Source organism: Proteiniphilum sp. UBA1028, from assembly GCF_002316955.1.
Taxonomy (GTDB): Bacteria; Bacteroidota; Bacteroidia; order Bacteroidales; family Dysgonomonadaceae; genus Proteiniphilum.
The window spans coordinates 18,664-34,596 of sequence record NZ_DCEN01000025.1; the positions used below are offsets into that span (position 1 = coordinate 18,664).

Sequence of the window (15,933 nt, forward strand, 5' to 3'; positions counted from 1 at the left end):
AATAAATAATTCAAGTTTTTTTGTGTTATAAATGTGCACCATTAATTATTTCAATAATTTTTTCATTGCCAATAATTACCATTCCATGCCTGTCATCAGAGATGCCTTTTTGCAGTTTATAAGTATAAATGGGTATAACACCTTTCATCACGGTGGGTAAATAGAGAAATTGAATTTGGGTTTCTTCTTTTTGTAATGCTACTCCAGCTTCCATGATATGCGTTGAAATAATAAAAGAACTGAAGATCTTCTTTGAAAACGCTTTGGTAATATGAACGGTTGCATCATATGCATCTTTCACGTTTGTTCCTTTGAATAACTCATCAAACAGGATAAGTAAATAACGATTTGAAATCACAGCTTCTGCAATATTCTTTACTCTCAGTACCTCTGCATAAAAATGACTATATCCTAAATGCAAATTATCAGGTACATTGATAGAAGTAAATATGCCATCTTTCACGGAGAACTCAAATTTTTTTGCGGGTATTGGAAATCCCATATGAGCAAGGTACACGGCAACACCAATTGCTTTCATCAAGGTTGATTTTCCGGCCATATTTGCTCCTGTAAGAAAAACCACATTCTTTTCATCAGAAAATTCAATATCATTCCCTACTGCGTCATTCACACAAGGATGAAATAACTCTTCAAAAGAAAGGAAATTCCTCTCTTTGCTATAAGCTTTTGCATAACTGAATCCTTCTTTTTCGGCAACTTTTGCTACAGCAATATTTACGTCAATTTCATAGATGATATGAAGTAATTCTGCTAATTCATTTTTTAATGCATAACGTAATACATAATCATATTTGGCAAATTGAATAAAAGTGATCTTGTCATCTGTTTCTGACTTTTTTATCCACTGTAATTGTTTGTTATTTAGAATTGTTTTCAGTGTCTCACATTGTAAGGCAAAAGGATTCTGAACCAGGCCGTTGTCAAACGTTTCACCAAAGGTCGTCAAACTGCGGAATACCTTTGTTGTTGCAATCATACCTTCTTTAAGGATTTGATACTCTTTGTCAAGCCCGATTTTACGCAAGAACTGTACCCGTGTCGCATGTAGAAACGCATTCAATGGGTTGGAATAATTCGTTTGCGTTAAATAAGCCTCGGCTAGGACAAAATCTTCCTTTTTTATTGGAAATTGATAATCCCCGTTTTGAAAAAAACAAAATAACTGACTACGTTTATTTATGCTTTCATGATCATTTAATAAATTATGAAAATATTTATTTAAAAGTTTCTCCCCTCCAGCCGTTATTACCACATTGAATAACGAGTAAATGGAGTTCACGGCATACTTTCCTAGAATATTTAGGTCATCAAGTGTTTGCTTATCTATTAAAAAACTCATAAGTAAGCTGTTTTTCTTCATTTAGAATCTCTAATATTTTCTCATTGCGTATGATGACCATTCCGTGACGATCATTTGTGATGCCCTCTTCTAATGTATATGTATAGGCAGGTATTTCTCCTTCCATTTTGGTCGGAAGATATAAAAATTTAATATTGTCATTTTTTTTCATTAACGTTTCACCGGCTTCAATGATATGGGTTGATATGATAAATGTACTCTGCTCTCTTTTTGCAAATGCCTCTAAAATAGCTACTGTAGCATCATAGGCGTCTTTCACATTGGTTCCCCGGAATAATTCATCAAAAATTATTAGAAATTTCTTCTCTTTTGCTACTTCATATGCTATTTTTTTTACACGCAAAACTTCCGCGTAAAAATGACTATATCCCACATTCATATTGTCAGGAAGATTAATTGTCGTAAATAAACCATCCTGAACGCAAAATTCCATAGCGGTTGCAGGTACAGGAAAACCAACATGAGCTAAGAACACCGCGATACCAATAGATTTCATTAATGTTGATTTGCCTGCCATATTCGCACCTGTAAGAAAGATCATATTTGAGTTTTTTCCTATACTGACATCATTTTTGACAGGATCCTTTATATTCAAATGATACAAATCTTTTATTTCTATTTTCTTATCTACATTGTTGGTGGCTTTAGCATAGGTAAGTCCATATGTTGTAGATATATTTCCTACTGAAATAAATACATCAAGCCGGAAAATTAATTCCAACAATATTCTCATCTCTCTATTTTTTTCAAAACGCAATATCCTATCGTATTTTGCTGTTTCCGGGTATCTGAGATGTTTCTTGTTTTTTTCCTTTTGTGTCCAATCTAAATTGTTTATTTTGAAAATAAACTCGAACTTCTCCACATCTTCTTCATAAGATTTGAAAGAGGCTGTTTTTTTTATCTGATGAATAAAGTCTTTGGCGCTGTTGATGATTTCTATCATCGCGATTACCCCTTTATGAAGCAGTTCATATTCATTTTCTACCCCGATTGCACTTCTAAATTTTCTCTTCAACGTGTCCTCTTCATTAGAAAGCTTTGAGCGTACATCTGTGTTTTGTAAATATTTATCTACAATATCGAACAACTGTCCGTTAAAAGGGAAAGTGATCTTATTTTTTTGAAAAAAACGGATTGTGTCTGTCCTGTTATTTATTTCATCCTTGTCTGCTAAAGGGTATCGAAACATCTTTTCCAACAACAAAGCCCCTCCCTTGGTATAAGTTGAACAGAAAAAATTGTAGATTGAAATACCCCCCTGTTTGCCAAATATATTTAGGTCGTCAAGCGTTTGTTTATCAACTGTAAAGTCCATAATATAATACGATATAATAAGACGTGTGCTGAATAGAAAATCTTGCACAAATATCCGTTTCAGATACCTATTGATTCAAATTTGTGAAACGAGCATCTTCCTCTATCTGCCCCTTCTTCTTATCATAATTATCAAACCAACTATAAGCAATAGAACAGGATAAGCCCATTTTAATATAGGACTTGAAACTTGCCAACCCGATTGAGTGAGTTTAAATTTGTTATCTGTTGTATCCGGGCGTCTTACGTCGATAGGTACTTCGTTATTTGATAACCAAAAAAATGAAGCATTTATAAAATGGTAGTTTGAGGCTGCTATTTTGTTACGTGATGTTCCTAATTCTTTGTTGCTTATCCAGTCTGCATCACCAGTGATAATTATTCGTTGTTCCTTATTATTAATATTACGTGAAAGGGCAGCTGCCAATATATTTTTACCTAATATTTCCCCCGCCTGAGGATTTAAATTTACGATATCATCTGCAAAGTTTGTTGTTTCTACTTCAATCCACGAACTATCACATTCAAACAATGGCAATACCTTAAATTTATTTATTGAATCAATCATTAAAGAAGAAAATGTGGGAGAAGCAAGTACATATTCTCGCTTTTTCATATTCCCAAGATGATATGACCATTCAACTGCTTCAGGAGTGGGGCTTTCAATCATTAACTCTGGTGAAATTGTAACTGCCGGGATTGTGTCTATTTTGCTCTTTGAACTAGAGTAGGAAGCTTTCGTTTCCGGTTCAATAATTCTGCCTTGTTTCACTAAAACACCGGGGGAAAATGTGACTCCAAGTTTCTTTGTAATGGGATTTAAAAAATCTTCACGTCCGGGTTCCCCGAGAATCATCATATTTCCTCCTCTCTCGATATATTTATCCAGATTTACCATTTCCAATTCGCTTAACGCTCCCTTTGGTTCGGCAATGACAAGCATATTTATGTTTTGAGGTATTTCATCAGTCAAGGAAATATTTTCAAAATCAAATCCCTGATTTATAAGAGAGTATCGAAAGGTTTTTTCCTGGGTAAATATTTTATAGCCTCTGTCGCTACCATCATGACAACTTCTCTCATCGTGGCCTGATAAAAAACCAACTATTGGAAGTTCTTTCATTACCAATCGTTTAAGTGCTGCAGTGATTTCTCGTTCAGAGGGTGTTCTTTCGATATCGTCGAATACTCTTAGAAATGATTTTTCTCCACTTTCCCGCTCAATTAAAGTGACAAACCGGTAGTTTTCAGGTCCCAGGTCCACCTGTTTTGCTATTTCTTCAGGGGAGGAGATTTTAAATTTCCAATTGTTGAGTTTTCGTAATGTGTCAATTCTTTCTTTATCTCCTAATTTGGGATAACGGACATCCAAATGTGGATAATCGGTTTTATGGTAATAATATTCGTAATTAAGTTTTGTTTCCGGTTTAAATCTCGTGTACTTTTCGTACCTCTCCATATCTCTTTTTATACTACGTGGCAGTCCGGCCCAATAATTTCGGATGTCGTCCAACAAATTGACGTAAGTCGTTATTTTAAGTCCCCCTTCTAACTGGTTTATTACCTCCTGGCTACTTTTGGTAAGTGTGTTTTGTTTTGTACGGGTCACATCGTAAAATCTCATAAATTTTGGCTGGGAACTAAAATAACCAATCGTAAAGACCAACAATAATATTCCCAATATTTTTCCAGTCATAACATACGATTTTTCTTTTTCTCTTTTACTCATTTGACCCAGCACCGTAAGGCTGATGAATAATATGATAATTGTAAAGAAGTAGATTACATCTTCACTGCAAATAAGGCCCGAAATAAATTTATCACTTCTTCCAGGTAAAGCAAGCCAATAGGTTATATCTCTAATAAATGCTACATCCTGCCCAAAGGTTCTTACATAATTCAATAATGCCAATATTGCCATCGTACCAATGGCAGCTACCACCTGATAGGATGTGAGACTCGATACAAAGAGACCTACTGCTGAATAGGCACAAATTAAAAGAAATATTCCTAATAGACCGGATAAAATTACAGTGATATCCACATTTTCTATGACCGATATTGAAAAGAGCGCATACACTGAAAGAATAACGATAATAGAGAAGCAGCAAACAATCAATGCAAAGTATTTGCCCAGTACAATTTGTAAATTACTGATGGGCGATGAATACAAAAGCTTTACAGAACCCGAGCTATACTCTCTACTCATCACACCCATTGTGAGCAGTGGAATGTAGAGATAAAGAAAATTTTGGACAAGAGAGAAAAAACCATGCCTGCCAAAGAAATTGCGTAAAGTTAAATTTGACAGATCGTAACCAAGAAGCTGGGTTCTCATAAATCGGTCAATAATCCCGGAATACAGCAGCCCTGCCTGAACGGCAAGGACAACAAGTATAAACCAGACTACCGGAGAGTAAAAGAAGTACTTAAGTTCAGCTTTACATATTTTGATAATTGTTCTCATTGTATCTTTTATTTTATTGGTAAACTACTTTCTTGACAATTCTGTAAACACTGAATCCATAGATGTTTTTTCCCGGCGTATTTCACGAAGATGCCAACTGTTTTTTACACTCTCATTGACAATATTGTCAATTACTTCATCGGCATCGTCAAAGTGTACCACAAAGGATTTATTATCTTTATATTCAATTTGTCTTACAGAAGAGACCTTCTGTAATTCTTCCAATGAAGGAGGATTTGCAAAAGAAATTAATAAACTGTTGGGCACAATATAATTATCAAATTCTTCCATTGTCCCTGAAAAAACTTGTTGTCCTTCATTGATCATCCATATATGATCACAAATTGCCTGTACTTCCTGTAGAATATGAGTAGATAGTAATACGGTGTTTTCTTCTGCAATTTCTTTTATCAGTTTTCTGATTTCCAAAATTTGATTGGGGTCTAAGCCATTGGTGGGTTCATCCAACACTACAAAAGAGGGATTATGTATGATCGCTTGTGCAATGCCTATTCTTTGCTGATAACCACCAGAAAGATTACGAACCAATCTTTTTCTAAAATGTGAAATGCCACACTTGTCCATTGTTGAACTGACTGTTTTTGAAATGTTTTTTTTAGGTTGCAACCGCAAGTAAGCTGTATAAGTAAGATATTCCTCTACAGTGAGATCAGGGTAAAGGGGCACCTGCTGTGGTAAAAAGCCGATATTCTTTTTAGCACCCACCGGATTTTGTGTCGTACTCAGCCCTTTAATGAAAACCTCACCCTGCGTTTGCTTTAATACGCCACACATAATGTTCATAATAGTTGATTTCCCAGACCCGTTTACGCCCAATAAACCGTAAACACCTGTTTTATTTATTTCAAAATCGATATCTCGTATCGCCCACTGAATCGCATAACGATGGGAAAGATTTTCCACTTTAACAATTGGAGTCTCCATGTGTATGTCTTAAAAAAATGATAATTCTTTGTCTTTAATTCAATGATGTTTTAGTGGGGTCAACGTATTTCATCCAACAGATATTGTACATTGGCGCATTTGTCCATATACCAAAGTACATATCTGATGTCCACGCAAACGCATTTCGACATGTCGTCCTCGAAATAATAATTGGATGCAAGCGACTCTTTATTCCCGTCGAAAGCTAAGCCTATTAATTCTCCTTTTCCATTTAATACTGGACTTCCGGAGTTTCCCCCAGTAATGTCGTTGTCGGTCAGGAAGTTGACGTATAATTTTCCTCTCTCACCATATTTACCCCAATCTTTTGCTTTTATTAAGTTCAAAGCCTTTTCATTAAAAGCAAAATCATAATCGTTGGGGTTGTATTTATCCAAGATACCCTGGGATGTAGATTGCGCCGAGTAATAAATTCCATCGGAAGGGCGAATGGGGCCTATTTTGCCGTAGGTAAGTCTCATTGTTGAGTTTGCATCGGGATATTGTAAATCTCCGGCTTGTTTTCTCTTTTCGTATAACAACTTTCCATATTTGGAGTCAAGCTCATATAATTGGCCGGTTTCTTTCAACATGGGTTCCTGGTCCTTTCTGAAAGACATTATTTGTATATCTGTTGCCAGTTTGGCTGCCGGATCATTTAAAAATTGTTCGGTATTTGCCCCGTTTTTTACGGCTTCTTTAAATTTCTCTGGATGGAGCATGATTGAATTATCGAACATCTCCTTCGTCATAGAATAATAGTCTTGACCATGCTTTTCTTTTAAACTTTTTGTAAAAGGCCCCCAATATTTTTCGGGAACATTTTCGAAAAACAACCCCAGTTGATATTCCATCAATTCTTTCTCTACATCTACATCATATTCTTCGTAAAGTCCTTCCACTCTTTTTATGAATTCATCAAATGAAGAATCTTTATTTTTGAGGTAATTCGTTCTGTTTCCAACAGCGATAAACCCTTTCCCTGACACCAGAGATTGTCTGTAATAATTTATATATTTCTCAATCTCCTCGACACCTTTGTACGCGGTGCCCATCTTTGTCAGAAACGGGTCATTACTTCCAAAAAATTGCCTCTCGGTTGCCTGCTTTTTTTCAACCACGTCAAATCTGCGCAAGCAATTCATTTCTCCTTCGAGCAGTTCCTGGATGTTGCTTAAGCCAAAAAAGAAGTTCGAATATTTCTGACGAACCGATGCGTCTTTATTCATCCATTTTTTTATAATATCCATTCTCGACTTCATGCCATCAACCATAATAGGGTTTACGACACGTTCGGCTTGATCTGCCTTTAAAGAAGAGCTATAACGGTCTGTTCTACCCGGGAATCCCAGGACCATGGCGAAGTCGTTGCTCTTTATGGGTTGTTTCGCAATTTTCAAAATTTTTTTGGGGTTGATGGGTTTATTGTTTGTTGAATATGCTGCTGGCCTTCCATTTTCATCACCATATACCCTGTAAAGGGCGAAATCGTTTTTATGTTGTGGCCACTCCCAGTTATCGATATCTCCTCCAAAGGCTGCCACTTGTACGGGCGGAGCACCCACAAAACGGATGTCTGTGTATTTATCATAATAATACATGTAATACTGAGACCCATTCCACATGGAGGCACACGATGCCTCATATCCACTCTGTTGGGTATGTCGCGATTCAATAATACTATAAACTCTTCTCGTGCTACTCGGTACATTTAAATTTTTAAGTGAATCCCTGATACTGTTTAATTCATCGGTACAATCGATCACTTTACGGAGAAAATATACAGATTTTCCCTCAATGGGGATTTCAAACGAAGGGGATACAGCCCAATATCCTGTTTCTAAATAATTGTTATCGGGAGTGCTTAATTTATAGATGTCGTCAAATGCACAATGGTGATTCGTAATAAGCAATCCTTCATTTGAGATCATACTCCCGGTACAACCAAAATCTAGGGCTACCACTGCATCTTTGAGAGAAGATTCTGTTTCGCTGTAAATTATTTTTGGATCTATTTTTAAACCCTCAGCACGCATTTTCTTTTGTAAGCTCGAGTTTAAGGCCTGAATCAACCACATGCCTTCGTCGGCCTTAATGGCAGGTGCGGAAACGAATATTAAGAAACTCAATATTATACCTATTTTTTTCATCTGATTAAAATTATTGATTTTTAAATGCATCATATGGAACTCGCTTTTAATCATGTTCAGTGAAGTTAGTCGTTTTCTATGCTCAACATAGTCAAAGCAGGTTTTTCCTCTGTATTCGCTTATCGAAAACGTTCTTGTGTGAGAACAATTATCATGCTCGTTTCATGCAGTTTTTCTTATTTTTTAAATTCCATTCTTGCGTCTTGTTCTTTAATTGTTCCGTCTGTCATTTTTATCTTCCATACGGGTTGTTGCAAAGTTTGCCACAGTGCATCTTCAGTAATTACTGAGGGTACATAGATGATCTTAATTGTTGGAATATCCTGTTCATTCAGGTAAGTTTCCATTCTTAGCACACCCTCAGTGAGAGATAAATAACTGGAGAGATAGGGCATGTATCTCGAGACTGCTGTTTTGTTGAGGTTCGGATAGGGTATGATCAGTTCAGTTGAATCTTTACCACCGAATTTCTCAATGTTGTTTTTATAACGGGTGCTGTATGTATTGAATTGCCTTTCAAGGAATTCTCGCCTTGAAATGGTGTCAATCTCATTACTTACGTTTACCAGTTCATAGGTTAATTTAATTTTCCGTTCACTTCCATCCGCTCCTGTTAATGTGAGCTCACGTTTTTCTACTACTTCTTTTAAAAACTTTTTGTCTATAGGTTCATCTAAACTTGTAAAAAGTCTTACAGTAAGAGGGCAGGAAAATTCAGTTTGCAACCCATAATATTTTTTGTCTTTATACTGTCTAAACTGCATACCCAGGTAATTTGGGTCTAGGGAATCATACATTTTTTCAGTAAAAATGGTGATTACTTTTATCAAACTATCACTTTTGGGTGGTTCGGCTATTTTAAACTTAACCGGAACATATATGCCACCTCTGATAGCCTCTTCATTGGTTTGATCTGGATCGTAGAGTATATTGGCCCTATGATCTTTCACAAAGGTGGCCACGCCGTATACACCTGGAACCCGCCTTAATTTTGCAGAAAGAGCTTTTGAACTGCCCCAACAGGTTACAGAACGTAATCCGTCCATTTCCATTACGTTAAGTGATGAATACTCCACATCCTCTCCCCATTTTTCATCAATAGTGGGGAGTTCCCAAATTGAACCTAAGATCAGTGCCAGGACAAGCAATACCATGGTTAAAACCGCGGGTAGCCATCGAAAGGATTTCTTTTTGTTAAATGTAACTACATTGGTAGGGCATGCAGCAATACATTCACCACAAAGTGTACAATCCACTTCTTTTGTAACTATGTTTTTATCGACCGGTAGACTGTATGGGCATCTTTTCGAACATTTACCACAATCTATACAACCCTCTTCTTCCCTGTGTATGCTAATTAATGGGAAATATTTTGATTTTACATAAATTATTTCCAATAAATAACCCATTACACATGCAGCTATGAGAAGGTATAGCCAGGGAATGTTTAACCTGACCAAACCCAATATTACATACAGTAAAATTATTCCGGCAAACAACAATGTAAATTTAAACAGATTACTGAGAGCTCCTAATGGGCAGATATACTTACACCAAAACATTTTTATGAAGAAACTGCCCAAGAATAGTATTGCTATGGCTGTCCAGGCCATCCAGATAGTAATTTCACCTTTAAACCCGGTAGTTATGGCATAATAGGGATCAAAATTCTTACAGAAGAGCTCGGAACTCGTTAAAGTCATATAGAAAATGATAAACAAAAGGATGTATTTTACAGATCTCAGAATTTTATCTGGAATAGTGCCATTTTTAATTTGTACTCCTTTTAATTTGGTTTTTTCCCTCAATTTATACATATGTTCCGATGCCCATCCCAAAGGACATAAATATCCGCAAAACAGTTTGCCGAAGAGAATTACACCCACAGCCAGAACAATTCCCATCATAATTTGGACCATCGTCATACTGCATGCCATTGACCCTTGCACCAGGTAGGTTCCAAAAGTCAATAATCCGCCGTATGGGCAGTAAGCTTCAGGATCAGAAGGCCCCTCACTGAAAATGTCCGTTAAAAAAATAATAATTGCAATTAAGGTACCCCATAAGATGAGATTTCTTAACCAGTTTTTTTTGAATGTTTTTGAAAATAGCTTCATGATATGTATATTAATTTTTATGAATAGTTAAATTTAAAAATTATAGCTGGCGGCTGCAGATAAATAGTTTCTATTCAATTTATCCCGGCTCCTTATAAGCATGTAATGTAAAGAAACATCAAAAGAGTTTCCTTTGCCAGGATTCAAAATATGTCTATATCTGCTTCCAATGCTGTAACTCTTTCTCGAAACGTTATGATAATTGAAGTCCCGGCTTAATAAAGAACGGTTCAACTTTAATTGACCTAAATCCCCGGTGCCGGTAGCATTCAGCATTTTATCGGACAAAGACCCGTTTGATGCGGAAAATCCTGCATTCAGTTCAATAATATGTTTTTGTCTCGAATAAAAGAATTTGACTCCTTTCAAATAGAATGAGTTTACAGAATAATCCTGACTATATCTGTTGGGATAGATTTTATAAGTCTTATCACTCCAAAATTTATTAAAACCCGCGGTGAGAGTGAAATTATATCTCCAATCGCTATCTTTAAAACAAAACCGATAAGACGCATCTAAATCTTTGTGTAGATCGAGGTATCTTAACACCTTATCTTTTTCGTAGTACTGCCATGACTTTATTTCTTCAGGCACAGGTTCATAATTATTTAAAATAGCATAAGAGGCACGATCGTTACTTTTTATATCAAACAGGATAAAGTGATTCATTCTTTCACCCATTATTTTCAAAGCGGCATTATACTGATATTTAAGTAAATCTTCCCTACTGTATCTTTTGGTCAGTGAGCTTTCTTCATAATTATCCAGATAACCGTTTCTGAATTCAAATTGATTGAAAAACTCCAGATTATCTACACGATAGTCCAATTGTATCGCACCACCATAGGATTGCATAAAATATTTCCTGTCTAAGTTGGTTGTATTGGTGATCCCGGATTTTGTCATAAAAAACAATCCTTCCATAAAGTAGATATTTTTACCACTTTCATCGCCAATATACTCATACTTAACTTTGTCAACCCAGTACTGGTAAATAAAACTTATCCCGCTTGTAAAGTTCCCGGATTTAAAAGAAATCCCCGGCTTCATATCCAATGCAGAAAAGACATTGGCATTTCTTCCATCTTTACGTTTGGCCATAGTGGATGTATTATAATTTACACCCAGTCCCAATGCAACTTTTTCGGACATTTTATAAGCAATTTTTCCGGACATTAAGTAGCTTTCCTGCAAAACTTTACCCGGGATAGAATCCAGTATGGGGTTTACTGTAAAGTCAGGATATATGGTGCCCAGCCATGCCTGGTTCAACTTCGTGTCGTATTGGTATTGAAAGTCTCCATAAAAGTAAACTTTATTTATTTTCTTGTATGCCTGCGTATAAGCACCCATATTCCACATACTTTCCGGCGTATTATAGTTTCTGAAATCGCCGGTTTTCGAATTGTAAAAAGTGCCTACGGTGGAATAATCCATTAAATCATAATACACCAATCCTGCTGTATTTTCAGAAATAGCCCAGGGAGAGCGAAGATTTATTTCCTCCATTGTATAGCCACATTTACTAAGTGAGTCGCAAACTTGTGCCGAAGCCACAATCACAAATAAAGATTGCATGCATAACAGGAAGATGCTCCTTTGTAAAACTCTATTTTTCATGATTTCGGATAGTTATTTATTGTACAACGTTGGATGATCTAATACTTCAAAATCATTGGACGAGTTGTTTGTATCCATGTAGACAATTCTGCCTCCTGCTTTTGCCGTTTCTTCGCTATCAATCTTTCTATGAATACTATACCCCTGGCCCGATCCGGGCGTTATAGCAAAACCATTGTCTATTTCCGACATAAACCGCTTGGTATCCGTTTGGTCTCTGAAGCATTCAACTCCATCTAAAATCAGATTCTTATCGACTAATAAACAGGCCAAACTTAAGTTTGTAGAGTTGGGGTTAAATGCGAAATTATCTAAAATAAATTGTTCAACGCTTTTATTTCCCAATGTGAATATGAAAAATCCCGGACTAACGATTGAAACAACATACGATGTTGCGGGACCTGTTTTCCAAATACCTTGTAAAAGCTTTACTCCGGCTTCGGGAGTGGAATGCCCCTTAGTCATAATGGGATCATAAATTGCCCAATACCCTGGTTTGCCTAAATTCACCGATTCGGGAACGGATTTTGAATGATCAATGGCATTTTTAGCCAATACGACTTCTTCTCCGGGACCGAGTATATTATCCTGTCCTGTACCGGGAAACATCCATACCATAGATGCCGCCGGAATGGAATCCCTTAACTCTGATGTTCCGGGTTTTACCCAATCGGATAGTTTTCCATTAATAGGCGCATTGTAAGGATATACAACTCCCAGGCATAAGGAATCGAGAAAGGCAGGCTGGTCTGAATTGTTGTAAAGTATGATGTACTGATCGTTGCTGTAAGCTTTATTGGTCACAGAATTAAAACATCCGCCGTAATAAAATTCCTTAATCACAATTTGGCTTGATTTTGAAGCCAATAATCCGATCTTAACCTCCTTTTTTGTCGATCCTTTGATTGCTTCAATTCCGGATTGTTGGCCATTAAATAAATATAAAATGCCTCCCGAATCTCTGAATGAAGTTTCGGTCATGGCTGTATAAAATCCGGGGGCAACTTTTATTTCAGCGATACCCTGTTCGTTTGTAATTCCTGTATATGTAAGGCCGGCAGCATTGTCGGTCAGGGTTACGGTTAAACCGGAAACAGGATAATGGTAGCCTTCCGGCATGCTCACGCTGACGGTTATTTCTTCACTAATTGCCGAATCGGTAAATTCATCCGATTTCAGGTCGTTCATGCAAGAAACAAATACCATAGTAGAACAGAGGAAGGCTATAAATGGTAATATCTTTTTGCGTTTCATAATTATTTAAAATTTAAGTTTTAGTTCTGCGCCAAAATAAATGTCAGAGTTCACGCGTCTTCCGACGGCATAAGGGCGAGCTTTATTTTTCATGATTGGATTATAATTTGCAAAATTATTCGCATAAAAAGATAAAGCCAGTGCATTCCCAATTTCCTTTGTTAATCGGATGTTGGCCATCATGTATGGGTTGTATCCGCTGGTCAGGAAATAATAACTTGTATTTGTATTTCGTCTCAAAATACGAAGCCGCATTTTCAACTCAGGATCTTGCGTTGTATGAAAATCAGAAAACGGATGCCTGTTTCCCTGGAAATCGATATAATAAGAGGGGTCTCTGAAAATATCCTGCAACACGTTTTGATTCGCGTAATCGCCGTATATTGCATTTCCGCTTGCATCTTCGATGTATGAATTTTCCTGATCAAAAATATTTTGGGATTCATCGAGCCAGACAAACTGGGCTGTGAGAGAAACAACCATTCTTATTGCCGGAATATTGGTGACAAAATTCACGTTGGTATTGAACCTGGTTGACTTTGTGCCGATGTTTGCAAGGGAAGAATTGTTAAATACGGCCAGATAAGGAAATACATCCCGGGGATTGATGGGGTCATTGCTGCTAATTGCTAAATAAACCTCACCGTCTGAAGTATTCGTCGCGGACATATAAGCGCCATTTAAAGAAATTGTGGTGTTTAGAGCTTTAATTCTTGGGAAAGCCACCGCATATTCTAATCCCCATTTTTTTATTTTCCCCCTGTTATCGGGGCGAGAGTATGTTTTGAAGTTATTTCTTAAAGTAGAAGGTACTTCATAATAAACGCCGTTTTCGTCTTTTGCATATACTGTTCCGTTTTCATATTTCGGGTCAGCATAAGTAGCCGTAATTGGATTATAATATCTGATTTGACGGCTAAAAAATTCACTATTATCGGTTATGCCATCCACCAAGTGTTCGTTAAAATAAGTGATTTGGGTGTTTATCCCGGAAATATTAAAGTCTACTCCCACCTCAATATTATTGGTTTTATGAGGTTTTAAATTGTAGGGCAAAAGTTCATCGATTATGTCTGTTTGAATTACTGCCAATGATTGGTTCGTGACAGTATTCATATATTGGAAAAGAGGAAAGTCCGTGTAAATAGGCGCCGGATAAAGATAATCAATTGTCGGTAATTTTTTCATAATTCCCCAGCCTCCACGAAAATCCAATCTTCTTAATTTACCTGTCACTCTCGGTTTCATTACTTCAAATCTTGCGTTAATTCTCGGTTCCCAAATAGGGGCGTAGTTGTAACCTTTAATGAACATTTTTGTAAAACGCATTCCTCCAACAACTTCAAAAGATGATTTATTGATAGGAATATGAATTTTCTCTTCTGCAAAAAAACTCAAATTATTCATAAAAGGAATCTCGCTATATGCTCTCTCTCTAAAGAATTCGGGAGGTGTTGTCGTATAGTAATTTCCTTTACCCAAGTTCCCATCTAAATTGTACTCGAATCCGAACATGGAATTAAAAAAAGTTTCGTTAAACTTTTTGTTTAAATTGCCAAAAACCTTTGCATTAAAATAAACGGGGACATTTTCTTGCCAATAATCATCTTTATTTTGTAATTCGGTGAAATATCCTTCTGCTATACCGCTTTTTTTTGTATTGGTAGTTGGCAACTGACTCCTGTTCACGACAGCATATTCATGTAGAACTTGTTTTTGAAAATCTCCGGAAAAATTATAATTCAAGACAGAAATAAAAGGCTTGTTCAACATCCATGAACCGTACATGGATGTAGTAAGACTTTTTGAACTTGTTTTGCTGAAATTTTCACTCGAAACATCGGGGTCCTGTGTAACAGAGTTCCCGGTGTAATTACCGCTTACCTTAAAATTAAACCTGAAAGGTGTGTTTTTTTTGTTAAAAGTATTGGAGTAGTTTATTCCCATTGTAATTCTGTCAAATATGTCAACGGGAGATATATTTTTCTTGAAAGCCCTGGCGTAATCTGCGTTCACATTAATGAACCCTTTCTCCGAGGGTAACTCAAAACCTTTATTAAATGATGCCGCTTTTGTTCTTGGGTCCGATTTTATTCTTACTTCGTAAGGAGTAATACCGGCTTTAGTTTTAACAATTACGGCTCCTGAAGTCATATCTCCATATTGTGCGGATAAGACTCCCTTCATTACTTCAACAGATTCAATGTTATCGGTAGAAATCTTTCGATAGTCGAAAGCCTCGGAACCCCCAATTTCACCACTATTGCTTACTCTACTCCCATCAACAAGTAAACCCACGCCTGATGCATTCAGGCTTTTATTATCTCTGATTGTACGGATGGTTACCGTATTGCTGGTTGTTAAATCGGGATTCTTGGTCAAAGATCCGGGTACCAGTTGCATCACATCTGCCAAACTCGAAGGTTGCAAATGGTCTATTGACGATTTTTCTAAAATAGAGGAAGAGTTAATCGTCATCCCCGATTTAGCCGTAACGATCACATCTTCCAGTAAAAGATTGTCGGCCCTAAGCTGAATGTTTAAATTTAGAATGTCTTTTCTGATGCTGACGGGGATGGTGTAAGTCACGTAACCCATGCAAGATACTTCAAGGGTGTAATCTCCCTGATAAACATTCTTCATGTTGAACACTCCTTTATCGTTAGAGGTAGCCCAAGTATT

The 15,933-nt window shown here is 36.7% G+C and carries 9 protein-coding genes; all 9 read right to left on the minus strand.

The window, feature by feature from the left end; translation table 11 throughout:
- Window positions 1-25: 25 nt before the first annotated feature.
- A complete protein-coding gene (locus B3Z75_RS03040; RefSeq protein ID WP_294067635.1) occupies window positions 26-1,360 on the minus strand; it encodes a MutS-related protein in 1,335 nt (444 codons plus the stop codon).
- Entirely contained in the window at window positions 1,341-2,699 is a 1,359-nt protein-coding gene (locus B3Z75_RS03045; protein WP_294067637.1) for a MutS-related protein, read from the minus strand. Before B3Z75_RS03045 ends, B3Z75_RS03040 begins: the two co-directional genes overlap by 20 nt.
- A gap of 102 nt (window positions 2,700-2,801) precedes the next feature.
- Entirely contained in the window at window positions 2,802-5,165 is a 2,364-nt protein-coding gene (locus tag B3Z75_RS03050) for a Gldg family protein (protein ID WP_294067639.1), read from the minus strand.
- 24 nt (window positions 5,166-5,189) lie between these two features.
- Window positions 5,190-6,110, minus strand: a complete 921-nt coding sequence (locus tag B3Z75_RS03055; protein ID WP_294067641.1) for an ABC transporter ATP-binding protein — start codon at window positions 6,108-6,110, stop codon at window positions 5,190-5,192.
- 59 nt (window positions 6,111-6,169) lie between these two features.
- The gene (locus tag B3Z75_RS03060) at window positions 6,170-8,260 is read right to left on the minus strand and encodes a S46 family peptidase (protein WP_294067643.1); all 2,091 of its coding nucleotides are present in this window, start codon (window positions 8,258-8,260) and stop codon (window positions 6,170-6,172) included.
- A 176-nt stretch (window positions 8,261-8,436) separates the two neighbouring features.
- A complete protein-coding gene (locus tag B3Z75_RS03065) occupies window positions 8,437-10,377 on the minus strand; it encodes a 4Fe-4S binding protein (protein WP_294067645.1) in 1,941 nt (646 codons plus the stop codon).
- Window positions 10,378-10,410: 33 nt separating this feature from the next.
- Window positions 10,411-11,997 carry a DUF6850 family outer membrane beta-barrel protein gene (locus B3Z75_RS03070; protein WP_349676024.1) on the minus strand — a complete coding sequence of 529 codons (1,587 nt, stop codon included), beginning with the start codon at window positions 11,995-11,997 and terminating at the stop codon, window positions 10,411-10,413.
- 12 nt (window positions 11,998-12,009) lie between these two features.
- Window positions 12,010-13,251, minus strand: coding sequence for a DUF4876 domain-containing protein (locus B3Z75_RS03075; RefSeq protein WP_294067649.1), 1,242 nt, complete (start codon window positions 13,249-13,251; stop codon window positions 12,010-12,012).
- A 6-nt stretch (window positions 13,252-13,257) separates the two neighbouring features.
- Window positions 13,258-15,933, minus strand: a 2,676-nt coding sequence (locus B3Z75_RS03080; protein WP_294067651.1) for a TonB-dependent receptor, incomplete at its 5' end; no start/stop codon positions are given.